The organism is Streptomyces sp. NPDC030809 (assembly GCF_055572195.1).
In genome coordinates this window covers 50,078-71,958 of the sequence record NZ_JBVIDV010000008.1, presented here as the reverse complement: position 1 = coordinate 71,958, position 21,881 = coordinate 50,078, and the positions used below count along the sequence as shown (strand labels likewise).

20 protein-coding genes and 2 pseudogenes are annotated in these 21,881 nt (G+C 72.0%); 10 read left to right on the top strand and 12 right to left on the bottom strand.

Annotation, left to right across the window (positions count from 1 at the left end):
• Nucleotides 1-106 precede the first annotated feature (106 nt).
• Nucleotides 107-883, bottom strand: a complete 777-nt coding sequence (locus tag ACZ407_RS13280; protein ID WP_468128158.1) for a hypothetical protein — start codon at nt 881-883, stop codon at nt 107-109.
• A gap of 263 nt (nt 884-1,146) precedes the next feature.
• On the opposite strand from ACZ407_RS13280, the gene ACZ407_RS13275 reads away from it, so the two are divergent.
• A complete protein-coding gene (locus tag ACZ407_RS13275; protein ID WP_468128157.1) occupies nt 1,147-1,302 on the top strand; it encodes a hypothetical protein in 156 nt (51 codons plus the stop codon).
• Nucleotides 1,303-1,388: 86 nt separating this feature from the next.
• On the opposite strand, the gene ACZ407_RS13270 is transcribed toward ACZ407_RS13275, so the two are convergent.
• Both ACZ407_RS13270 and ACZ407_RS13265 read right to left on the bottom strand, forming a co-directional pair.
• Nucleotides 1,389-3,167 (bottom strand): SMI1/KNR4 family protein, encoded by a 1,779-nt coding sequence (locus ACZ407_RS13270; RefSeq protein WP_468128156.1) that lies wholly within the window; start codon nt 3,165-3,167, stop codon nt 1,389-1,391.
• A 139-nt stretch (nt 3,168-3,306) separates the two neighbouring features.
• Complete coding sequence (locus tag ACZ407_RS13265) at nt 3,307-3,870, bottom strand: CAP domain-containing protein (protein WP_468128155.1); 564 nt, start codon at nt 3,868-3,870, stop codon at nt 3,307-3,309.
• A 358-nt stretch (nt 3,871-4,228) separates the two neighbouring features.
• Between ACZ407_RS13265 and ACZ407_RS13260 the strand changes: the two genes are divergently transcribed.
• Nucleotides 4,229-4,873 (top strand): alpha/beta hydrolase, encoded by a 645-nt coding sequence (locus tag ACZ407_RS13260; RefSeq protein WP_468128154.1) that lies wholly within the window; start codon nt 4,229-4,231, stop codon nt 4,871-4,873.
• A gap of 31 nt (nt 4,874-4,904) precedes the next feature.
• Here the strand turns inward: ACZ407_RS13260 and ACZ407_RS13255 are convergent, their stop codons facing one another.
• Nucleotides 4,905-5,243, bottom strand: coding sequence for a hypothetical protein (locus ACZ407_RS13255; protein ID WP_468128153.1), 339 nt, complete (start codon nt 5,241-5,243; stop codon nt 4,905-4,907).
• Between the two features lie 155 nt (nt 5,244-5,398).
• Nucleotides 5,399-11,602 carry a DNRLRE domain-containing protein gene (locus tag ACZ407_RS13250; protein WP_468128152.1) on the bottom strand — a complete coding sequence of 2,068 codons (6,204 nt, stop codon included), beginning with the start codon at nt 11,600-11,602 and terminating at the stop codon, nt 5,399-5,401.
• Nucleotides 11,603-11,889: 287 nt separating this feature from the next.
• Between ACZ407_RS13250 and ACZ407_RS13245 the strand changes: the two genes are divergently transcribed.
• A complete protein-coding gene (locus ACZ407_RS13245) occupies nt 11,890-12,660 on the top strand; it encodes an alpha/beta hydrolase family protein (protein WP_468128151.1) in 771 nt (256 codons plus the stop codon).
• Nucleotides 12,661-12,670: 10 nt separating this feature from the next.
• Entirely contained in the window at nt 12,671-13,306 is a 636-nt protein-coding gene (locus ACZ407_RS13240; protein ID WP_468128150.1) for a class I SAM-dependent methyltransferase, read from the top strand.
• Nucleotides 13,307-13,321: 15 nt separating this feature from the next.
• On the opposite strand, the gene ACZ407_RS13235 is transcribed toward ACZ407_RS13240, so the two are convergent.
• Complete coding sequence (locus ACZ407_RS13235) at nt 13,322-13,852, bottom strand: MarR family winged helix-turn-helix transcriptional regulator (protein WP_468128148.1); 531 nt, start codon at nt 13,850-13,852, stop codon at nt 13,322-13,324.
• Between the two features lie 97 nt (nt 13,853-13,949).
• On the opposite strand from ACZ407_RS13235, the gene ACZ407_RS13230 reads away from it, so the two are divergent.
• The gene (locus tag ACZ407_RS13230) at nt 13,950-15,260 is read left to right on the top strand and encodes an SgcJ/EcaC family oxidoreductase (RefSeq protein ID WP_468128146.1); all 1,311 of its coding nucleotides are present in this window, start codon (nt 13,950-13,952) and stop codon (nt 15,258-15,260) included.
• A 247-nt stretch (nt 15,261-15,507) separates the two neighbouring features.
• Entirely contained in the window at nt 15,508-16,599 is a 1,092-nt protein-coding gene (locus ACZ407_RS13225; RefSeq protein WP_468128144.1) for a PP2C family protein-serine/threonine phosphatase, read from the top strand.
• A 44-nt stretch (nt 16,600-16,643) separates the two neighbouring features.
• Here the strand turns inward: ACZ407_RS13225 and ACZ407_RS13220 are convergent.
• Together ACZ407_RS13220 and ACZ407_RS13215 are read right to left on the bottom strand one after the other, a co-directional pair.
• Nucleotides 16,644-16,766 (bottom strand): annotated as a pseudogene (locus ACZ407_RS13220) (mycothiol transferase); the annotation flags it as partial.
• 185 nt (nt 16,767-16,951) lie between these two features.
• Complete coding sequence (locus ACZ407_RS13215) at nt 16,952-17,884, bottom strand: hypothetical protein (RefSeq protein WP_468128142.1); 933 nt, start codon at nt 17,882-17,884, stop codon at nt 16,952-16,954.
• 37 nt (nt 17,885-17,921) lie between these two features.
• On the opposite strand from ACZ407_RS13215, the gene ACZ407_RS13210 reads away from it, so the two are divergent.
• The 3 genes from ACZ407_RS13210 (at nt 17,922) to ACZ407_RS13200 (ending at nt 19,228) form a co-directional block, all read left to right on the top strand.
• Complete coding sequence (locus ACZ407_RS13210) at nt 17,922-18,065, top strand: hypothetical protein (protein ID WP_468128141.1); 144 nt, start codon at nt 17,922-17,924, stop codon at nt 18,063-18,065.
• Between the two features lie 129 nt (nt 18,066-18,194).
• On the top strand, nt 18,195-18,560 hold the full coding sequence (locus ACZ407_RS13205) for a hypothetical protein (protein WP_468128139.1): 366 nt from the start codon (nt 18,195-18,197) through the stop codon (nt 18,558-18,560).
• A gap of 86 nt (nt 18,561-18,646) precedes the next feature.
• A complete protein-coding gene (locus ACZ407_RS13200) occupies nt 18,647-19,228 on the top strand; it encodes a DUF6368 family protein (RefSeq protein WP_468128137.1) in 582 nt (193 codons plus the stop codon).
• Nucleotides 19,229-19,295: 67 nt separating this feature from the next.
• Here the strand turns inward: ACZ407_RS13200 and ACZ407_RS13195 are convergent, their stop codons facing one another.
• Both ACZ407_RS13195 and ACZ407_RS13190 read right to left on the bottom strand, forming a co-directional pair.
• Nucleotides 19,296-19,691, bottom strand: coding sequence for a hypothetical protein (locus tag ACZ407_RS13195; RefSeq protein WP_468128136.1), 396 nt, complete (start codon nt 19,689-19,691; stop codon nt 19,296-19,298).
• A 39-nt stretch (nt 19,692-19,730) separates the two neighbouring features.
• Complete coding sequence (locus ACZ407_RS13190; RefSeq protein WP_468128329.1) at nt 19,731-20,033, bottom strand: hypothetical protein; 303 nt, start codon at nt 20,031-20,033, stop codon at nt 19,731-19,733.
• 112 nt (nt 20,034-20,145) lie between these two features.
• Between ACZ407_RS13190 and ACZ407_RS13185 the strand changes: the two genes are divergently transcribed.
• Entirely contained in the window at nt 20,146-21,111 is a 966-nt protein-coding gene (locus tag ACZ407_RS13185) for a hypothetical protein (protein ID WP_468128134.1), read from the top strand.
• Between the two features lie 116 nt (nt 21,112-21,227).
• On the opposite strand, the gene ACZ407_RS13180 is transcribed toward ACZ407_RS13185, so the two are convergent.
• Nucleotides 21,228-21,434 (bottom strand): helix-turn-helix domain-containing protein, encoded by a 207-nt coding sequence (locus ACZ407_RS13180; protein WP_468128328.1) that lies wholly within the window; start codon nt 21,432-21,434, stop codon nt 21,228-21,230.
• Nucleotides 21,420-21,707 (bottom strand): annotated as a pseudogene (locus tag ACZ407_RS13175) (recombinase family protein); the annotation flags it as partial. The pseudogene ACZ407_RS13175 and the gene ACZ407_RS13180, both read right to left, overlap by 15 nt.
• Nucleotides 21,708-21,881 lie beyond the last annotated feature (174 nt).

Sequence of the window (21,881 nt, the reverse complement as noted above, 5' to 3'; positions counted from 1 at the left end):
CTCCGACCACTGACAACGCGGCTCGGTCAGCGGGACGCTGACCTGTCGTCACACACGTACCGGTGCAGACGCGGGGAGGGTCACCGAGCCTGCGGGACGGGACGCCTCACTCGACGGGTGCCCGGTGCCGGACGGCGGCCGGCAGCGCAGTTCGCTCGGCGCCGGCTTGAAGGCTCTGCAGCGTCCTGCCGAGTTCGGCCACGGACGCTCCGCTGAGCAGTGAGGGGTTCTCCTTGAGCACCAGCCGGAGGTTGTCCCTGATCTGCTTCGGCGTGGGCCGTGCCACCACCTCCGCCGCCGCCGGGTCGTCGCCCTCCCCGGTCGGGGCACCACGCAGGATCCTGCTGCGTTGTTCCTCGCTGAAGAGCCTGGCCAGCAGGGCCGCGGCAGAGCGTGCCGAGGCTTCGCTTCCGACCGTCGCTTCTCGGGGGGACTGCCCCGGTGCTGCGGGGTCGTTCAGCACTTCGGGCTCGGCGGACGCGTCATCCCGCTCCCGGTCCCGGTCCCGGGCGAATCGCCTGCGCGTCGACTTCACGAACGGGAGGGCCTGGCCGTTCCACCACCTCGCCAGGCGTGGTGCCACCCACCCCGCACATCTGATGAGCAGAACGAGGGCCTCGATCACCTCCTCGGGGTCCAGGCGCTCGCCCGTACGGGAGTCCGCATCGCCGTCGTTCCCGTTCCCCGAGGAGAACACGAACGCTTCCTCGGGCCGGCCGTCCTCATCCCCGTCGGCCTCGTCGGATTCCTCGTCGGGAATGAATGTCGCGTGCCCGACGAGACGGTTCTGCTCGTCGTAGAGGTTCTGGTGAAGGCCGCCGTCCTTGGACTGACCGGGGGTCAGACCGTCGGCGTACACGAAATGTCCCCGCACACGTGCCACGTGCCACTCCCCTCGCGGACGTGCACGACGGGTGCACCCCGGCCGACCGGCCTCCGGATGCTAGCGGGACCACACGCGCCGGCGCCTGGTGATGCGGTTTCCGGCCGGCCGGCTTCGCGGCGGGACCATGGAACCCGGGCGGCGGCTCTTCACGACGCGGCCGTCCTCGACCGCCGGCTTCCGGAGCTGCCGCCCCTCGGCGTCGGCTGCCCGCGGCCTGCGGATCGCCCCGCGGAGCCCCATCCCGCACACCCCCGTCGTCGGTGGCTTTCGGCGCCGACACCGTCCTGTTCCGCCGGCCCGACGGGGTGATCGCCCGCGCCGCCCGGGACGCGGTGCAGACCGCCACGAGCCTGCCCGACATCACAGGACGCCGCATGGAAGCCCTGCGCCCGCCGGACTCCGCGGCACGGAGCTGAGCGGCATCGCGGGTGCGGACAGGGGCGGGTGCGACAGGAGCGGGTGCGGACAGGGGCGCGTGCGGACAGGAGTGTGCCGGCAGGCCCTACCCTGCCAGGTCCGCCGCGAGTTCGTCGCGCCAGCGCAGGGACAGGCGCCCGTGCAGGATCAGCTCCGATGCCTCCGGGAGGGGCAGCAGGGTGAACGCGCGCACGGCGCCTGCGGCCGCGCGGCGTATCGACCATGCGGAGAGGTCGGCCGTGGTGACGGGTGCCGGGCCGGCTTCGTGGCGGGCCGCATCCAGGAGCCCCCGAGCCGCTCGGGCCTCTGCCGCGAGCGTCCGGAGCCGCAGGTCCAGGGGGCCGTCGGCCCGGAGGTCCACCGGTTCGGCCCGGCGTATCTGCGCGAGCGCCTGCGCGATCTCCGGGTAGGTTGCGATGCCGGTCTCGGAGGCCAGCCGGGCGAGTTGGGCCGCCATCGCGGAGCGCAGCCGCTCCGGCGGCGTCCGTTCGACGAGGACGGGGAGATCGACCTCGCGTACGGAGGAGACGGGGTGGCCCGTCGGCCGCAGGTCGTCGAGGACGGGCAGCAGCAGGGCGCTCGCCAGCAGCGCGTCCCCGTCGCGCGCCGGGTCCCAGTGGATTCCGTACTCCCCCGCCAGGTCGGCCAGCAGCCGGGCATAGGCGGCGGTCGAGCCCGGCCAGGGATCGGCGCCGATCTGCTGCCACTCCTGCCCGTCGGGCCCGATCACGTAGTCCTCGCGGGGCGAGTCGGCCCGGCGGGCCGCCTCGGGCTGCTCGACCCCGTCCGCGACGACGGTGACGTGCACCTCGGGTCCCTGCTTCGCCAGCCGCACGACGCGGGTGCCCCGGGACAGCCGGCGCAGCACCTCCGGGCGGCCGAACTGGGCGTCGCCGCCCTCCTGTGCGGCGTACGCCCATCCGTCACCGCACGTGCCGACCCGGACCATCGGCCGGTACGCGGCCCAGGGCGCGGCGGCGGCCAGCCGGGCCTGCTCCCTGTTGCGCGGCGCGGCGGTCTCGGGCACGGCGCCCAGCCGCTCCAGCAGTTCCCCGGGAGTGAGGCCGGCCGCGAACACGACGTCCGGCTGCGCAGGCGGTGCCGCTTCCGGGGCGAACGTGCCTCCCGCCGAGAAGGAGAGGACGGCATAGGCCACGTCGGGCAGCTCGGCGGTCGGGGCCGGCTCGGGTGCCGGTGCCGGCGGGGCCGGCGGTTCCGCCATGGCCGCGGCAAGGCCGAGCGGGGAGGTGGGATCGGGTATGACCGTCGTTTCGTCGTCCCAGATCAGCCGGCCTTCGAAGGCGAGCGGGGTCCGCCCGTCGAAGGGCGTACCGGTCTCCAGCGCGGTGGCGAAGTCGGCGAGGACGTGGCGCAGTTCCCGCCAGGGGGTGAAGGACGGGCTGTCCTCGTCGAAGTACCGGCCCACGCGGCCGTGGTGCGGGCCGGGGCGGGTGACGAGGAAGAGTCCGTCGGAGGACTGCCAGCCGATGCCGAGGGTGATCAGCAGCCGTTCGTGCGGCCAGTACGCGTACTGGTCGCGTTCCTCCTCGTCGAGCTCGGCCTCGTCATCGCCGAGGTCCTCGCCGATGGCCCGCAGGAACTCGGTGCTCCGGACGATGTCCTCGATGCCGGACAGCGGGCCGTAGTACGCCAGCGTCGGCGTCCCGTCCTGGAGGGCCACCCCGTCGTGGCGCAGCAACGACGCCTTCAGGTCGGCCGGGAAGGCCACCCCCAGGCGGCGTTCGGCCGCGGCGACGTCCTCCGGCCGGGCAGGCGGCCGCAGCAGCGCGTGGCTGGCGGCGGCAGGCCGCGCCAGCCAGCTCTCGATCCGGTCCCATGACTCTTCGACGGTCGGCGTGATCATGCCTGCACCGTAAGGCCACGCACTGACACCGCCCCGGCCGGCATGCCCCCTGGACCCGCCGCCCCCGGCCCCCGGCCCCCGGCCGCCGGAAAAGGGCAGCGGGGGCGGGGCGGTGGGAAGCGGGAGGTGTCGTTGTGGGTCAGAGGCGCGTGGCGAAGACCTGGGTCCAGTAGTTGCCCGGCTGGGCGCGGGCCACGCCGATCTCCTTGAACGCGCAGTTGAGGATGTTGCGCTTGTGGCCGGGGCTGTGCATCCAGCCGGACATCACCTTCGAGGAAGTGGTGTAGCCGTAGGCGACGTTCTCGCCGTAGGTGCGCCACCGGTAGCCGGCGCGGGTGATGCGCTGGCCGGGGTCGGATCCGTCGGATCCCGTGTGCGACATGGTGCGGTGGGCGGCCATGTCCTTGCTGTGGTTCAGGGCGGCCTTCGTCAGCTTGGCGTTGACCTTGACGGGTCGGCAGCCGGCCCTGGCCCGCTCCTTGTTCACGAGGATCACGACGCGCTCTGCGGCCGTGCCGGCGGTCGTCGTCGTGGCGGCGGCCCCTGCCCGGGCTGCCGGTGCGCTCTTCGGGGCGGCGACCGTTGCGGCGCCCGCCTCCTCGGTGCCCAGGCCCGCGAGGGCCACGGGTATGCCCACGACGCCGAGGGTGACGGCGCCGATGGCCATCGTCTTGACGTGCTTGTTCTTGCGGTGCTTCTGCATGCGTGACCTCGTTCGGTGTTCGCGAAGCATCGGGGCGCCGACCGCGGGAGCCCCGACGGGGCCGCCATTCTTAGAAGCCCCGCAACGGGCTGACAAGTCCCGGCACTTGCGGTGGCGCGTACGGCGCCGCACTCGACTTGAAATGGACGCGCCCGCGTGCAGGGGCGCTCGGTAGTGGCGGCGGTGAGATCTGTGACCGGTCGCCAAAAGCCGGTGGGAGCAGGCAGTTCGGGGCCGTCGTCTCGGTATGCGAGACGGCCATTTCGGAGGCCGGGGGAATATCCGCTCCGCCTCCCCCATTCCGACCAAACCGGACCACCGGGGCGGTCGTAATCCTTCCGTGACCGGGGCGGGCCGAGTGATCCATGTCACCGGAAGTGCGCGCACGGAGAGCCGCCGGAGGCCGCCCTCCGCCGACGGCCGCCTGGCCCTGCTCTACGCGGCCGCCCACCCCGACCGGCTGCACAGCCAGACCCTGGTCGCCCCCTCCTTCGCGGCCGTCGGGCTGCCCTCCGACACCGGCGCGGAGAAGGTGATCGCCGGCCGTGCGGCCGAGCCCTGGCACGCCGAGGCCGTGGCGGCGCACCGGCTCGTGAAGACGGCGCGCACCTTCTCCGAGGCAGCACCCCACCGCTTCGCCTTCGAGCCGCTCATGCACCGCCGCTGGGACGATGCCGCCCGTGCACACGCCGCGGCCGATCCCGTCCAGCGCTCGCTGCCCGTCAGCGAGCACTACTACAAGGACTACGCGCCCGACTTCGAGGACCTCCGGAAGCGTCTGGGCGCCCTGCCCTGCCCCGGGCTGCTCCTCGCGGGCGAGCTGGACCTGTGGCCCACCGCCCGGTCCGCCGCAGACGCGGTCTCGCTCTTCCCCGCCGTGCAGCTGGCCGTCCAGCCCGGCGCCGGCCACTACCCCTGGCTGGACGACCCGCAGGTGTTCACGGCGACCGTGGAGGGCTTCCTCACCGCGGCGGAAGGCTCTGCGGAGGGTCGCTGCTTCTGATCGGGGAGGGTTCGATTCGCTCCTCCGCCCCTCAGGGCCGGCGGGCCGCGCGGAAGCGGCGTACGGTCTTCGCCGCCGCGTGGACGAGGAGGACGTTCAGGGCGGCGCCGCAGGCCAGGGGGAGGACCGGGCCGTACGGGTTCGGGGCCTCGGAGGCGTCCCCGCCCGTGAGGGCGCCCAGGGGGAGGACGACGAAGGCGGTGACGAGCAGGGAGCCGGGGAAGGAGAGGAAGAAGAGGGCGGTCTGGGTGCCGTCGCCGTGCGCTCCGGCGATCCCGCGGGCCGTGGCGGCCGCGGCGATCAGCCCGACGTACGTGCAGGCGAGGAGGGTGGACGTGCGGCCGGGGCGGCGGTCGGGCTGGGCGCTCATGGTGCGGGCCGTTCTCGGAAAGGGGGATGGTGAAGGTGCACGGCGGCCCGTGCCCCGCCGTCGAGGGGGGCACGGGCCGTCGGGGGCGCCTCGCACTACACATTATTGAACATGTTCAACGAGAACGCCATGCCGGGCGGCGGACTGCTCCGCCGCTAGAACTTGTCGCGGACCACCCGCTTCAGGTTGGCGCCCAGCTTGTCCCAGTACTTCCGGCCCGCCTTCTCGTTGCAGGTCCGGTTGCAGATCGCGGCGAGGCCGCCGAGCCTGCCGCGGACCTCCAGCTTCATCCGGCCCTTCGACTTGTACAGGTCGAAGCCGATCCAGCCGCCCGGCCAGTCCGGGTGCCCGAAGCGGGCGCCGAGCTGGAGGTAGCTCTTGCCGATGCTGTTGACCTTCAGCGGGAAGTACATCTCGATGCCCCACATCACCGGCCACAGGGTGAACTTCTGGCCCTCGTGGGTGATCTTGTTGGGGCGTCCGGGGATCGGGAAGATCGCCTTGAAGTGGTTCTTCCAGTACGTGAACACCTGCTTGTCGGACGCACCCGTCCGGCCGAGGTCGTAGTACACGTAGTAGCTGGCGGTGCCGCTGATGTCGCGGCAGCCCACCGGATCGCCGCTGCAGTAGCCGTACGCGTTGGTGGCGCCGCCGTACTGCGGGTCGGGCTGCAGGAAGCGGCCGGTGCCGGGCTCGTACGCGCGGACACCGGTCAGCGACAGCCCGCTGAGGGTCTCGCCGGAGACCTGGGCCCCGCCCTGCCAGCCGTAGCGCGCGGCGCCGGTGCCGTCGAGCGGTACGCCGTACTCGTCGTAGCGCTGGACCGTCGACGCGGCCGGGTCGGCCAGGTTCAGGCGGACCGAGACGTCGCCGCGGAGGTTGGAGAGCTGGAGCTCCACGCCGGTGCCGTCGGTGACGGCGCCGAGCGCGCCCGCGATGTCGTTGACGAAGCGGGTGACGCTGCCGTCGCCGTTGCGGGCCCAGTCGGGGCTGCTCGACTCGTCGCCGTAGTGCTGGGTGACGGTGCCGGTCGTGGACCAGGTGCCGTCCTGCCCCCGGGTCTGCGTCGTGGCGACCGCCATGCGGCCGACGGCGTCGAGGTCCCAGGTGCGGCGCTGGGCTCCGACCGTCTCGGTGCGCAGCACGTCGCCGGTGAAGTACTCCAGCGTCGCGGTGCCGTTGGCGGTGGTGCGGCCGAAGGCGTCGTACGTCCGGCCGGGGCCGACCAGGCGGTCCGCGCTGTCGTAGGCGTACGAGGTGCTGGTGGTGGCCGCGTCGGCGGTGGCCGGGTCGCAGTCGTCGGTGGTGACCGACTTGGCGGTGCGGTTGCGGTTGGCGTCGAAGGCGTAGCCGCGGGCGGTGCAGCCCGCGACGGTGCTGTCCACGGCCTGGGTCAGACGGTCGGTGGCGTCGTAGCGGTAGTCGCTGGAGACGGTCGTGCCGTCGGTCTGGGTGCGGCCGACCTGCTGGCCGCTGATGCGGAACTCGGCCACGTCGGCGAGGACGGTGGCGCCGTTCGCGTCGGTGTACTCGCGCGCGGTCACCCGGCCCACCGCGTCGGTGGTGACCTTCAGCCTGAGGCCGCCCGGCAGGTTCTGCGAGGCGAGCCGGCCGTCGGCGTTGTACGTGGCGGTGAAGGTGCCCGCGACCGAGTCGGTCAGGCTGCCCAGGTCGCCTTCGGCGGTGTAGCCGTAGACGGTGGTGGCCTGGGTGGAGTCGGACGTCTTCACCGGACGGTCGAGCAGGTCGTACTCGGTCGTCGTGGTGTTGCCGGAGCCGTCCTGGTACGAGACCAGGCGGCCCAGGGTGTCGTAGGCGTAGGTGACCGTCTGCCCGCCCGAGGACTGGGTGAGCGTGCGGCCGGTGTCGCCGTCGAAGGTGAACGTGGTGTCCGGGGTGGCGGTGCCCACTCCCCCGGTGACGGAGGACTTCACACGGCGGCCGGCGTCGTCGTAGGTGACGGTGCTGGTGCGGGTGATGCCGCCGACGGTCCTGGCGGTGGTGGTGACCCCGCCCCAGCGGTTGTACGCGTAGACGGTGGTGGGCAGTTCGGTCGGGTTGGAGCCGCCGCCGGTGATCGCTCCGGCCGGAGCGGTGCGGCAGAGCTTGCCGGCCCACTCGGGACGGGCGGCGCAGGCGCCGGTGCCGCCGGCGGTGTAGTAGGTGTAGTTCAGGGTGCCCGCGTCGCTGCCGTTGGAGGCCGCGAGGCTGGTGGACTCCAGCTTCCCGTCCGCGCGGTAGGTGGAGCGGGTGGCCCCCAGCTGGGTGCCCTGCGGGTCCTTGTTGGCGATCTCCTCGCCGGTCGCCCAGTCGTACGTGGTGACCGTGGTGCGGACGTCGGCGTCCTGGGCGTAGCCCTCGATCGCGGCGCCGGTGGAGGAGGAGGTGACCTGGCCGGAGACGGCGGCGCCGGCGGGCCGGCCCTCGTCGTGCCGGTAGGCGGTGTGCGACCGGGCGGCGACCTGGGCGCCCGCCGGCAGCTCCGGGTTGGCGCCGGACGCGGGGAGCGTGCTGCCGAGGGTGACCAGGTGCAGCGGGCCGTAGGCGTGCGTCATGCGCTGGCCGTCCGCCGAGTAGACGGAGCTGGTGGCCAGGCGTTCGGCGCGCTCGGCGGTGCCGAGGCCGGCCAGGCCGAGCGCGGCCAGCTTGGCCGCGGCGTCCGGGCCGGTGCCGAGGGCGAGTTCGCGGTTGGCGGCGCTGAGCGTGCCGACCGTGTTGCCGTAGGCGTCGAACTCGGTGGTGGACAGACCGCCGCCGGGGGTGGCGGTGTTGGTCTCGCGGCCGTTGGCGTCCACGTACGTGACGGTGGCCCGCGCGTACGCGGCGGCGTCGAGGTCGGCGCCGGTGGAGGAGGCGGGGACGGCGTCGGCGGGGAAGACCGCCGTGGCGTCGGCCGGGACCTCGTTCTGCGCCCAGCCGGCGACCGCGGCGGCGCCCATCTGGAGCGGGGCCTTGGTGCCGGTCAGCGGGACGTCGTAGACGACGGTGGTGGTCGAGGTGCCCTCGACGGTGTCCCGGGTGCCCTGCTTGAGGGCGGCGCGGGTGACCTTCAGGAGCATGCCCTCGCCGGCGGTGAGGGCGGAGCCGGCCTTGCCGTAGTGGAAGTTGATCGGCTGGTCGGCGCCCGACATCATCCAGAAGACCCGGTTGCCCGCGTCGTAGGAGTACTGGACCTGGGTGCCCTGCGAGTAGTGCGGGTTCCACTGCTGGCGCAGCCGGCCCGCCTTGTCGTAGCGGTAGGCCGAGAGGGCCTCGTCACGGGCGGCGGAGGCGCCGGGGTCGGTGGCCCACAGCTTGATCTCCTTGACCTGGCCGGCGAAGTCGCCGAAGTCGGCCGCGGTGGACCAGCCGGTGGCGGTGGTGGTGGTCGCGTAGACGAACTCCACCACCCGGCAGCCCTTGGTGGACGGGGTGGCCTGGCAGGTGGCGGCCGGGACCGCCTCGGTGGGCGAGATCAGGTACTTCGGCCGGGCGACGGTCTCGGCGCCCTGGGCGACCGTCTCGGAGACGACGGTGACCGTCGAGTCGTCGGCGGCCGCGGCCGAGGTGGCCATGGTCCAGGTCGTGGCCCCGGGGCCCGCCTTGGCGAAGACGGTGACGGTGGCGTCGGTGTCCTTCAGGGTGAAGGTGCTGCCGGTCAGCGAACCGGTCAGGGTCAGCGTGCCGGCGCCCGCCTCGGGCTGCCAGCCGCCGCCGGCCGTGGCCGTGAACGCGGTCGAGTCGCCGGAGGCGGTCAGGATCTCCACCGAGGTCGGCGAGGTCTGCCGCAGCTGGGTGTAGCCGCTGCCGGAGGTCTCGGCGCTGACGGACGAGACCCAGCCGGGGCCGAAGATGGCCGCCTGGCCCTCGGAGTCGGCCGGGTTGGCGCGGGAGGAGGCGGTGCGGTTGACGGAGACCTCGAAGGCCTGGACGTCCTTGGCGCCGAGCTTGTAGTCACCGGTGAGCAGGTTGAGCGAGCCGGGGCCGACCTGCGCGGTGGGCGCTTCGCCCGCGTTGCGGTCGACGACGACCTGGGCCTCGGGCGAGGCGTCGCTCAGGGTGCCGTCCGTGAAGAGGGCGCGTACGTCCACGGCGCCGTCGTTGGCGAGGGTGTCGGTGACGTTCCACCACAGGGAGGCGGGCTTGCCGGCGGTGACCGGGACCGGCCAGGACATGAGGGCCGACCCGTCGGAGCTGCGGCGCACGTCCGGGGCGGGCACGTCCTTCCAGGTGTCGGCCTCGCCGTGGCGGTACTGGTAGCGCACCCCGGTGTACGTGCTCATGCCCTCGGACATGAGCACCATGCGGCGGGCCGGCCGGTCGCCCTCGGCGGGCGAGGTGAGGGCGGCGCCCTTGCCGGCGGAGAAGGCGTACACGACGTCGGCGGACACGTTGCCCGCGGCGTCGCGGGTGTGGGCGGTGACGGTGTGCGGGCCGGCCTTGAAGGTGAGGGTGCGCGTGACGGCGGCGCCGGTCGTGGCGACGGTCGTCCAGGCACCGGAGTCCAGCTTGTACTGGACGTCCTTCACGTCGCTCGCGGGCGGGGTGAAGGTGAAGGAGCCGGAGAAGTCGCCGTTCGCGTTCGCGGTGCCGGACCACTGGCCGGCCGGGAAGTCGCCCGAGCCGACGGCCGTGGTGGCGGGCTTGGCGGTGTCGACCGTGAAGGTCTGCCAGGCGGACCAGGTGCCGTTCCACGTCTTGCCGTCGTAGACGGCGGCCCGCCACTTGTAGCTGCCGGGGGCGAGCGCGGTGGCGGGGGTCCACGGGGCGGCCACGCCGGAGGCGGTGAACGCGGACTTGCCGGTCTGGAGGGCGGCGGTCCCGGTCGGGGTCCAGATCTCGTAGCTGAGCTGGACCGTGTTGCCGTCCGGGTCGGTCGCCTTCGCGGTCAGCGTCGGCGTGGTGTCGTTGCCGGCGGTGCCGGACAGCGGGGAGACCGGGGTGGCCGGGCCGGGCTTGGTGTTGTAGTCGACCGTCAGCGAGGGCTCGAACGCGGCGTTGTGGGAGCCGTCGGTCTGGTTCGCCGAGTGGTAGCGGCGCCAGGTGAGCACGTCGGTCTCGTCCACGGCGGCGATGCGCACGCCGTGGTTCGGCTGGCCGTCGGCCCAGGCCTGGACGATCGCGTCCACGTCCCACGACACGTGGCCGGCGGGGCAGGTGGAGTTGTAGCCCTTGGCGGCGGTGGAGGTGACGGCGCCGGTCGCGGTCGTCGCGGGCTGGTTGGCCCAGGTGATCGCGGACGGGTCCCAGGCCGCGGTGATGCGGCGGACCTGGTTGCCGGAGTTCGCCGTCGAGCAGGTCGAGGAGTAGTACGAGTACAGGCGCAGGTCCGTGTCGAGGATCTGCTTGCCCTTGTACTTGTCCACGTTGAACTGGAGGAAGGAGCGGGCCTTCTCGGCTCCGTTGTACGTGCCGGCCTTCAGCTCGGTCGAGCCGCGCTGGCTCGTGAGGTAGTCGTCGTACTGGATCCAGGTGTCGGTGACCGGCCCCATGAGGGAGTCGGTGGGGTCGATGGTCACCGGGTAGGTCAGCGCGGGGTTGTTGAGGAACGCCATGCTGGGCTTGAGGACGAGGACCTGGCCCTTGCCGCCGGCGCCCGGCTCGACCTCGACCTCCACGGGCGCGATGTGCGCGGCGTCGCCGGAGGCGCGGTCGTAGGAGGAGTCCCACATGACGGGGGCGGGGGCGGTGGCCTTCGCCTTGTTCGCGGAATCGTTCCAGCGCAGGCGCTTGTCGGCGGTCTCGGTCAGCTTCAGGCCGGTGGCCTCGACCGGGATCCGGTACTCCACCGGCTTCGCGGGGGCCTCGTGGAGCACGACGGAGTGGCTGAAGCCCTCCTTGAGCGCGGTCACCACGAGGTCGCCGCCGCCCGCGACGGCGTTCTCGTAGGTGGCGGTGGAGCCCTTCAGCTTCGGGGCGGGCAGTGCGCCCTGCCAGCCGATGCCGAGGGAGTGCTTGCCGCGGCCGACGGACACGAGGCCCTCGTTGCCCGAGCCGCCGTCGGACAGCTCCACGTCGGCGGCCGCGTTCTTCGGGCGGATCGCGTCGCCGGTGTCGACGAGCGTGGTGTCGATCGGCTGCCACGCGCCCTTGGCGTCCTTGACCCGGATCGGGCCGGTGAACGTCTGCACCGAGGTGGTGCCGTCCGGGCGGGCGTAGGTGGTGGTCGAGTCGGTGCGCTCGTCCAGGATCTCGATGCTGCGCTGCTGAAGGCGCGCCAGCAGGTGCGCGGTGGCGGCGTCCCTGGCCTCCGCGGGCCCTGTGGCGGGCTTGGCCGAAGGGGCTGCGGAAGGAGCTGCGGCGGCGGGGCGCGAGACGGCTGCGGCCTGGGCGGCGAGGCCGGTGTTGGCGGCGACCGCGAGGGCCGCGATGCCGGCCACGGTACGGATCCGCCGGCGGGAGCGGGACCCCGGAGCACCGGAAGTCCCGTCTCCTGCAACGGGTATGGAGAAAAGGTTCACTATCGACTTTCAAAAGAACGAGCAAAAACGGAACGGATCTTCTCATCTATTGCTGCGGGCAACAATCGGCACCGGAGGCGAGTAGCACAGGTCACAGACAGGTCGTCATGAAACGGCCCAAACGGGCCCGATGGATGGCGGTGGCGGGCCGCGCGACCTGCGTTGATAGCGTGGCGCGTGACGGTGCGAGGGGCAGGGGGGAACACGTGGGCGTCGGCTTCGGGGTCGAGGTGCAGGCCGGGGTGGCGTACGGAAGCGGCGGCCGGCTCCTGGACGTCTACCGGCCCGCGGGGGCACCCGCGCCGGGCCCCGTGCCGACGGTGCTGCTGTGGCACGGACGGGGCCCCGAGGAGCGGGACGTGCTCGCACCCGTCGCCCGCGCGGCGGCCGCGCTGGGCGCGCTGGTCCTCGTACCGGACTGGCGTCCCGATGCCGCGGACGGCGGGCGCACGGACCTGGCGGAGTCCGCCGAGTTCGCGCGACGGCAGGCGGCCGGGCTCGGCGGCGATCCCGACCGGATCGTGCTCGCCGGCTGGTCGCTGGGGGCCAAGGCCGCGGTGGCCGTGGCCGTGAACCCCGCCGCGTTCGGGGACTGGACTCCGTACGCCGTCGTGGGCATCGCCGGTGCGTACGGTTCGGCGGCCCCGACCACGGGGACCGCGCCGCTGGACGACCTGCGCGAGGGCGGCGGCGCGGCACAGGGGATCCAGCCGGTGCAGCCGGTACGGCCGGTGCCCGTGTGGCTGGTGCACGGCAGCGCCGACACGATCGTGGATGCCGGGCATTCCCGCGCGTTGGCCGCCGCCCTCTCGGAGCGGGGGTGGCCGGTCTCGGTCGAGGAGCCGGCGACCGATCACGCCGGTGTGGTCATGACCGAGTTCGTCCCCGAGCGCGGCCGGTGCCTTCCCAGCACCGCCGGCCACGCGGTGACGGCGGGGTCCCGGACGGCCGGCGTGCTCGCTCGGGCCGGCCGTTAGCCTCTCCCGCATGACGGATCACCAGGACGAGACCGCAGCCGCTTACGACGGGGTGGTCGAGCTGTACGCCTCGCTGTTCGCCGACCGGCTGGAGACGCGGCCGTTCGCCCGGGCGATGGTCGCCACCTTCGCCGAACTCGTGCGCCGGACCGGGAACGTGCGGACCGCCGATGTCGGCTGCGGGCCCGGGCACCTGACGGCCATGCTGCACGAGCTGGGGTTGGACGCCTTCGGGCTGGACCTGTCCGCGGCCATGGTCGGCCACGCCCGGCGCGCCCATCCGGGGCTGCGGTTCGACGAGGCGCGGATGGAACGACTGCCGCTCGGGGACGGCGTACTGGGCGGCCTGCTCGCGCACTATTCGATGATCCACACTCCGCCCGCGGAACTGCCCGCACTGCTCGCCGAGCAGGTACGGGTCCTGGCGCCGGGCGGGCTGCTCCTGGTGTCGTTCTTCGGCACGGACGCACCGGAGCCGGTCCTCTTCGACCACAAGGTGGCGCCCGCCTACAGCTGGCCGGTGGACCGGTTCGCCGAGCTGCTGACCGGGGCGGGACTGGTCCAGGTCGCCCGGCTGGAGCACGATCCGGCCTCCGAACGGGGTTATCTCGACGCCCACTTGATGGCGCGCCGCCCCCGCTCCTGAGCGGCGGCCCGCCGCTCAGCGCGCGTCGGGGTCCGCCACGCGGTCGCCGAGGGTGAGAAGGACGCGGCGGAGCAGGGCGGTGAGCTGGTCGCGTTCGGCGGGGGTGAGTCCGGCGAGCTGGCGTTCCTCGCCGGCGAGGTGGTGCTCGACGAGGCGGTTGGCCAGTTCCCGGCCGCCGTCGGTCAGGGAGATGAGCACCCGGCGCCGGTGGGCGGGGTCCACCTCCCGTGCGACCAGGCCCTTCCTGACGAGGTGGTCGATGCGGTTGGTGAGGGCCGCGGAGCTGACCATCGCGGCCGCGCTGAGCTCGCCGGCGGTCAGGACGTGCGGGGCGCCGGAGCGGAGCAGGGTGGCGAGGACGTCGAACTCCCAGGGCTCGACCTCGTGCACGGCCAGGTTCTCCTTGATCCCGCGCTCCAGGATCCGCGAGGCGCGGGAGAGGCGGCCGATGACGGCCATGGGGGAGGTGTCCAGGTCGGGGCGGACCGCGCGCCACTGTGCGGTGATCCGGTCGACGCCGTCGTGCTGCGGCTGCTGTTCCGTCATGCCCGGAGCCTAACATCTCGACATGGAAATGTTTGACATCTCGGATCACGGGTGCCTATAGTTTCGACGTCGAAATTTTCCACAGAGGGGGAACGTCATGAAGGTCTTAGTCACCGGCGCCACCGGCTACATCGGCTCCGCCGTCACCGACCACCTCAGGGCCGCCGGCCACCAGGTCGTCGCGCTCACCCGCAGCGCCGAGCCGCAGCCCGGCCGCGGCTGGCACGCCCAGCTCGTCGGCGACACCGCCGACCCCGCCTCGCTCGCCGGTGTGGTCACCCCGGACATCGAGGCCGTGATCCACCTGGCTCCCCCCAGCGGGGACGAGGCCACCGACACCGCCGTCGTCGAGGCCCTCGCCACCCCGCTGCGCGGCACCGGCCGCCCCTTCCTCTACACCAGCGGCGTCTGGGTGCTCGGCGCCACCGGCGAGGCCCAGGAGGTCGCCGAGGACGCCCCGACCCGCCCCATCGGCCTCGTCGGCTACCGCCCGCAGATCGAGCAGCGGGTCCTGGCCGAGGCCGCGGAGGGCGTCCGGGCCGTGGTCGTCCGGCCCGCCATCGTGTACGGCCGCGGCGGCGGCATCCCCGCCATCCTGGTCGACCGGGCCCGCGGGCAGGGCGCACCCGAGTACTACGGCGAGGAAGGCGTGCGCTGGCCGACCGTCCACGTGGACGACCTGGCCGAGCTGTTCCTCGCCGCCACCGAGCGGGCCGAGGCGGGAACCGTCTGGCACGGCGTCGGCCAGGCAGCCGTCCCGGTCCGCGAGATCGCCCGCGCCGCCGGCCGCGCGGCCGGAGTACTCGCCACCCCGCGCGCGGTCCCGGCGAAGGAGGCCGCCGACGTATTCGGCGAGCTCTTCGCGGACGCGCTCGCCCTCGACCAGAGCGTCAGCGGGGCCGCCGCCCGCACCGTCCTCGGCTGGGAGCCGCAGCGTCCGGGCGTGGTGGCCGAGCTGGTGTCCGGCTCGTACCGCCCGGTCGAGGTGTTCGGCGCCCCCGAGGGTCCCGGAACCGATGCCGACGTGGCCGCGATCCGCCGCCTGGTCGCCGAGGTCGAGCATGCCCAGCAGAACGAGCTGGTCGACCGCTTCCTGAGCGTCTTCCGCCGCGAGGACCCGGTGTGGACCACCGGCCACGGCAAGCGGCTGTCGGGCTTCGAGGAGATCGCGGAGTTCACCGGGAAGGTGCTGCCCGGCGCGACGGCCGAGTCCACCGCCGTCTACGACGTGGAGCGCGTGCTGTTCCTGCGGCCCGATGTCGCCGCGGTCAACGTCCGCCAGCAGCCGGTCCGCCCCGACGGCACCCGGATCGCCGACAAGCCCGAGGGCCGGCCGTTCTACGTCCTGGTCAAGGAGGACGGCGCCTGGCGCGTCGGCGCCGCCCAGAACACGCTCGCGGTCGACTGACCCTCCCCCGCTCACCCCGTCAGGGCGGCGCACACCCCCCGCGCGCCGCCCTGACGGGCTCGCCGGCCCCGCCCGCCGTGCCCCGCTGCCCCGGCCGAACCCGTGAGGGCGTTGCAATGGATGGCCGCGCAGCGCAACGGCGTCCGCCAGGGCCATTGCAATGAGCCTGGGCCCCTGCCGGCGTGCCGCCGCCCGGCCGGAGGGCGTCAGGGCGCTGGGTCCGCTGGGCGCGGATATTCTGGGGAATGTGATCGAGTCCGGACGGCCGCGGCTCCATCGGCGTCCCGGCCCGGGACGGCTGGTGCGGCTGTCGCCGGTCATCCTGACCGTCGTGATCGCCAGTCTGGCGTACAGCACCCCGCCGGAAATGGCCTTCAGCCGCCTGCTGCCCGCGGCGCCGGCCCTCGCCGCCGCCATGTGGCCGGTCCTCCCGACCGTCCTGCTCGGGACGGTCTGCCTCGTGCTGATGATCGGTCTCAGCCTGGTCTTCCCCGACCTGGGCACGTGGTGGACGGTCGCGGGGATCGTCGCGGTCACCGTGGCCGCCGCGTACGGCAGCCACGTCCGGCTCCAGCGGGAGCGCACCCTGTTCCAGGTGCGGCTGGTCGCCGACGCCGCGCAGCAGGTGGTGCTGAGTCCCCTGCCGCGCCGCTTCGGGAGCGTCGAGATCGAATCGCTCTACCTCGCCGCCGCGGCGGAGGCCCGGATCGGCGGGGACTTCTACGAGGTGGTCGACACGCCGCACGGGGTCCGGCTGCTCATCGGCGACGTACGGGGCAAGGGCCTGCCCGCGGTGGGGGCGGCCGCGGCGATCGTGAACGCCTTCCGGGAGGCGGCGTACGGCGAGACCCGCATGGCCGATGTCGCGCGCCGGCTGGACGCCAGCAGCACCCGGTACAACGCCGCCTTCCCCCCGGACGAGCCGATGGAGCGCTTCGCGACCGCGCTCCTCGTGGAGATCCCGCACGGGGGCGGCCGCATCGAGGTCCTCAACTGCGGGCACCCGCCGCCGCTGCTCCTGAACGGCGGCGGGCTCCGGGTGCTGGAGGGCACCCCCTCCCCGCTGCTCAGCCTCGCGGAGCTGATCGGAGACCGCTACACCGTCGACGGTTTCGCGTGGGCACCCGGCGACCTGCTGCTGCTCTACACCGACGGGATCATCGAGACCCGCGCCCGTGACGGCGAGTTCTTCCCGCTGGCGTCGTGGATGCTGCGCCAGCCCCCGGGAACACCGCCCCGCGAACTGCTCAGCGCCCTGCACCGGGACCTCCTCCGCCACAGCAGAGGGGGGCTCGACGACGACATCGCGGCCTTGGCGGTACGCCTGCGCGAACCCTGAGGGAGGCGAGTTGCGGGCGCCGGCCCGCCCGGCCCGGGCTCCCCCTACTCGCCCGCGGATCCGTCGATCGCCTCGCGGAGGAGGTCGGCGTGGCCGTTGTGCCGTGCGTACTCCTCGATCATGTGTGTCGTGCGCAGAGTAGATGTCAGTAGGGTGCAGGGTTCTGTCAGTACCTGGCTGGCGGCCTGAGGTCGGGTCTCTGTCCCCGTCTGGTTCCACTGACCAACTCGCACACCGCGACGAGTTCCCCGGTCGGGTAAGTGCCGGGGCTTCTTCGCGTCCGAGCGTACGGGGGCGCTCTGGCCGGCGGAGGACATGTCGGCCCGCCCGGCCAAGCTTCAGGGGTGGCCGCTCAGAACCAGTTCTTGAGATGGTCGGCAATCTCGTTTACGACCCCGAGTAGGCCGTCGACTCCAGCCAGGGTGAGGCTCAGTCGGCCCAGTGCCTGAGCGACGCGGCCAGGATCGCGCTGATCCTCGGGTGCTTCGAGTTCACGGACGACCTGTCGTACATCGTCCTCGGCGCGCTCGCGGGTGAGCTGTGTCAGCGTCTCGTTGTCGCTGGCAGCGAGGGCCTGGTACAGATGCCCAAGGAGCGACTGCACGGCGGCGAGGTCGACGTCGTCGGGCAGCGGCTTCCCGATGTTGTTGTGCACGGTCGCATGCTGCATGCCACCGGAGATCGTTCCGGCGACGATCCCAGCTCCGCGCGCGTCTATCGCGGGCTGCGGCTTCTCGGCTTCGTTCATGCGCTCCACGTCTCCTCCGTGTTCCTCGAACAAGCGGCGCCCACGGGTGGTGAGTCGCCAGCAGCTCTTATTCCAGTCGTTGGGCCCACGCCTGCGACTGGGGTCGTAGATGGCCAGTCCCTCGCGCCTGCATCGCTCCAAGGCCTCGTCGACCTGCTCTCTGGTTGGCTCGATGGAGAAGCGGCCGAGGCGGAACGAATGTTGGTTGAAGCCGTGCGGGTCCATATTGCCCAGTAGGCAGTGAAGGACCGAGCGGTACAGCAGATCGGGCCATTCCGGGCGCGTATACGCGTGCTGAGTGGCGTCGTGCTGCTCTTGCCTCTCCTTGTCCCGCCTGGCGCGTTCTGCTTGCTCCCAGGCAGAAACCTGGGCAGCGAACGCGGAGGAGGGGGCTGAGCGACGAACACGGCGGGGACGTGGAGAGCGCCAGGCATCGATCACAGCACGGACCGATCCCAGCGTGATAACGAGCAACACCAACGACGGCACGGTGACAAGCCACAGCCACAACGGTGGCGGCTCCCCCGGGATGATCAATGCGTCCCCCTCGCACCAGTGTTCGTTGGGTCCGAGTGTGGCAGACAGGCGCGACGTCTGGGTCGACGGCGGAATCGACCCTCACGACACCTCCCAACGCCAGGCCCTGGAAGACCTCGCCGCCGCCGAGATGGTCGTACCCGGCGGCATCATCGACCGCTTCCACGACACCGCGCTCTAGATGTCGTGCGCAGAGTAGATGTCAGTGGCGCGCAGAGTTGTGTCGGTGGGATGGTTCTCAGCCCATGGAAGGGGCTGCGGTGTGTATGCCGGGTGCCTGACCCTGCGGTCCGTCAGGTTGGATGGCACCGTGGCGCGACGACCCAAGACGAAGAAGAAGCGGCCCCCCTTCGGCATACCGAAGGAGATCACCCTGCTGACTGGGCAAGACGTGTGGCCCTACACGTTCATCGCCGACGACTCGGGTGGCGGATGCGGCAAGGTCCCGATGCCCGCGGACGCGGCCCTTGAGGACGTACAGACGGCGATCTTCACGCAGCTTGCGGACCTCACCCGCATATTTCACGGCGTTGAGATCGACGTTGAGTGGTCCTCCCTGACGCCGGATTCGTGGGTAGGCCACATCCGGCGTGTCACCGCGGAGGAACCTGATCCGCCTGGCGCGGTACCTGAGGTCGGCTGGCCGCGGGTCGGGTCACCACAGCAACGCTGGTGAGCCGTCGCCGTGATCAGACGTCCGCCGCCGGGACCTGGTAGAACCGGGTCCTGGTGGCAGTTGGTGCACGAAGTTCTGGGGGCGGTATGGCGGGACCGGCAGTTGGACTGTGGCTCTTCGAACAACGCGGGTTCGCGGACATCCTGGCCGACGTGGTCCCGTGGTTGGAGACCTTCTGCGACCCGGTGGAGACCAAGGCCAGCGGCGATGTGGACTTCTGGGTGCGCGACGGTTCGGCCTTGGGCCTGCGGGCCTTCGATCCAGCCGGCTTCGGCGTGTTCTTCCTCTCAGAGGACGAGGAGATGCCTGCCGAGGACGAGGACTACTCATCCTTTTCGCGGCCACCGGCGCAGGGGCTGGTAGTCGGCGCCGGCTGCTCGGGTTCGGTGAACCATGTGCTGCTCGGTCACCTGACGCTCGCTCTGGCCTGCCGCCTCGATGCCATGGTCGACTTCGACGGCCTCTTGAGCAGCCGCCCCGGGACAGGAGAGGACACGGGGACCGAGACCGCCCTGGCCCGGGGGAGAGCACTGGCGTCAACCCTGCCGGGAACACTCGCGGAGGTCTCTTATGACACTGGGGGCGGTGGGCGGTGGCATCGACACGTCGGGGACGTGGAGTTTCTGAGGGCTTGGCTGCGGCATCCTGATTTCCACTTGATCAAGTAGCGGCGCGGCGTCGCCAGGCGACTGGCTCAGTTCGGTGTCATGGCCTCAGAGCCGGCTGCGCCGGACCTCATGAACCTGCATCGGCGGCCGTCCGTTCCATCCACTCCCGCACATTCACTGCTTGCTCGATGCGGTTGATGATGTCCTTCTTGGACTCCGTGTCCAAGGTCTCCGGGATCTTGTCGAAGGTGTCGGGAAGGACGTCGAGGAGGCCCCAGATCTGTTCGCCGGTGCTGACGGTCAGCAGTTGCTGGCACCTCCACTGCAGCGGCACCTCGGGACGGTGCGTGAGCCGCTGCACGAGTTTCGGGAACAGGTAGTGCGTCGCTTCTGCGGCGAGGTGCTCTCGTAGCCAGTCGACCGGGAGCCGCTGGCTGAAGCCATGCATGGCGGCCGCCTGGGCCAGGTCCAGGAGCTGAGCGGTGTCGACGGCTCGGACGGTGCGGGGAAGGGTCGGAGTCATGCCGCGATGATGCCAAGAAGCCTCCGCGGGGCCGAGCGGTCAGCCGGGCCGGGGTGCAATCCGGCGACGGGCAGACCCCCAGACTTCCTCGAACTCCTCGAAGGTGAGTGGGTCGGGGTCGTGGCCTTCCCATTCCGAGACGGGCAGCTCGGCGGTGATCCCGAACCTGCTGTTGTACTCGTCGAGGCGGCCTGCGTCGCGGGCCCTCCGCCACTCGGGGAGTGAGGCCGCTGCGATCGGGATCAGCTCAGGTCCTTTGAGTTCGACCTGCCGGATCACCCAGCCTTCGGCGTCGACCTCGAAGTGGAACCAGGTGTCTTCCTCGTCCCAGTAGCAACGCATCCAAGTGGTCACCAAACCAGGATGCCAGGCCAGATGCGTCGCGCTACTCCTCTCATGGCTGGGCGACGAACGGCACCCGTCGGGTGTCGGAGCTGGGCGTTAGCCTCGGTACATGATTCCTCCGCAGCATCTGAAGGCTGTTACCCGCCACCGCGACGGGTGGATCCACGCTTACGTGATCGACTCCGGTGCTTTCGGGGTGCTGGACCCCGCCGCGGTGTTCGAGCCGCGGGCCGGCGACGAGGTCGTGGCGTCGGTGGTATGGCCTGATCTGGAGCGAGTCGTCTACACGACGTTGAACCGGGTCGTCTGCCTCACGCGCGCGGGTGACCTGGTGTGGGCGTCGGACTTCGAGCCGCACTCCGACGTGCTCCACGGCCACCGGCCTGGCTGTGCGCTGTCCCTGGACGGGCGGACTGTGTGGGTCTACCGGCCGGACGCGATGGCGCGGCGTGGGGGCGGAGACCAGTGGGTCGTGTACGACGCCGACAGCGGGGCCGTCCTCGCCCGCCGGGAGCTGGAGACGGTCGGACACGGCGCCGGCCACCACGTGCACCCCGTGGACGGCAGTATCTACCTCGACATCGGTGAGGGCCAGGACGGCTCGGTCATTCTCCGGGGTACGGCCGGTGCCGACGGCGAGGTGGAGTTCGTGACGTACCCGTGGTCGGATCGCTGCCTGATCGACCTGGCGCCGGGCGGGGAGCAGTTCATGACCGTAGACCACGGGCAGGCGGACGTCTCCTTCCACCGCCACCCCAGCGGGGACGTGCTCTTCACCCTCCCTGTCGAGGCATTCGGGTACGACCCGGAGGAGACCTTCGTGGAATGGAGCGGCGGCTACCTGACCCCGGACACGGCTGTGGTCACCCTCGGCAGTGAGACCGAGGACGGGGAGGAGTGGTTCCGCTACCACCTGATCGACGTGCGCACGGGCACGATCAGTGGCGAGATGGCCGTCGAGGCGGCCCACCCTTACGACGTGGAGCCCATGGGTGACGGCTCCTGGCTCACCGCCGGCCCCGTCCGCTGGTCCCGTGATTCGTTGCCGACCGCACCGCCGCACTCGGCAGGCTGACGGAGCCCGCAGGCCGTTGACGACACGGGACGTGACGCGGTGGACGTCCTGCCGTGCCCAGCCGCATCCGACCTCACCCTGGATGGTGTCGAGGAGTCCGCAGTCGAGGTTGTGGGTCACCCCGCCGGTTCCCGGCCGGTGGCGATGGCTTCGTCGTACGCGGCCAGCGTCCGGTAGAGGGTGGAGCGGCCGATGCCGAGGTGCCGGGCGATCGAGGTGACGGACTCCTCGGCGTCGCGGCGGCGCAGGGCGACGGCGAGCATGTCCCCGTCGACTGCCGGCGGGCGGCCGCCATGGTTGCCATTTGCCGCGGCGGTGTCCAGGCCGATCAGGGTCCGCTCGTGGATGAACTCCCGCTCCACCTCGGCCATCGCGGCGAACACGACGAAGAGGACCTTGCCCGCGCCCTGCGGGTCGTACATCCCGGCGAGCGGACCGGAGAGGATCTCCAGGCGGTGGTCGCGCTCGGCGAGGTCCTGCGCGCTGGTGATGAGCTCGATCATGTTGCGGCCGAGCCGGTCGAGCATCGTGACGGTCAGGGTGTCGGCCGGACGCAGGTCTGCGAGGGCGGCGTTGTACTCGGGCCGGATCTTCTCCCGGGGTGCCGATCTTCTCGACGTAGATGCGCACGCAGCCGGCCCTCTTCAGGAGGCGAACCTGTCCGGAGAGGTCCTGGCCCTTGCTGGAGACACGGGCGTAGCCGATGCGGTCGCCGGCCCGCGCGAGAGTCTCGGGGTCGAGGTCAGGTTCCGGGTTGGGCTGCCAGGTGC

Excerpts from the sequence above, each read along its gene's own strand:
- ACZ407_RS13255 (WP_468128153.1), bottom strand. The coding sequence starts at position 5,243 with ATGAGCGCCCAGCCCGACCGCCGCCCCGGCCGCACGTCCACCCTCCTC.
- ACZ407_RS13185 (WP_468128134.1), top strand. The coding sequence starts at position 20,146 with ATGATTCCTCCGCAGCATCTGAAGGCTGTTACCCGCCACCGCGACGGG.
- ACZ407_RS13195 (WP_468128136.1), bottom strand. The coding sequence starts at position 19,691 with ATGACTCCGACCCTTCCCCGCACCGTCCGAGCCGTCGACACCGCTCAG.
- ACZ407_RS13240 (WP_468128150.1), top strand. The coding sequence starts at position 12,671 with ATGACGGATCACCAGGACGAGACCGCAGCCGCTTACGACGGGGTGGTC.
- ACZ407_RS13235 (WP_468128148.1), bottom strand. The coding sequence starts at position 13,852 with ATGACGGAACAGCAGCCGCAGCACGACGGCGTCGACCGGATCACCGCA.
- ACZ407_RS13200 (WP_468128137.1), top strand. The coding sequence starts at position 18,647 with ATGGCGGGACCGGCAGTTGGACTGTGGCTCTTCGAACAACGCGGGTTC.
- ACZ407_RS13190 (WP_468128329.1), bottom strand. The coding sequence starts at position 20,033 with ATGCGTTGCTACTGGGACGAGGAAGACACCTGGTTCCACTTCGAGGTC.
- ACZ407_RS13270 (WP_468128156.1), bottom strand. The coding sequence starts at position 3,167 with ATGATCACGCCGACCGTCGAAGAGTCATGGGACCGGATCGAGAGCTGG.
- ACZ407_RS13230 (WP_468128146.1), top strand. The coding sequence starts at position 13,950 with ATGAAGGTCTTAGTCACCGGCGCCACCGGCTACATCGGCTCCGCCGTC.
- ACZ407_RS13265 (WP_468128155.1), bottom strand. The coding sequence starts at position 3,870 with ATGCAGAAGCACCGCAAGAACAAGCACGTCAAGACGATGGCCATCGGC.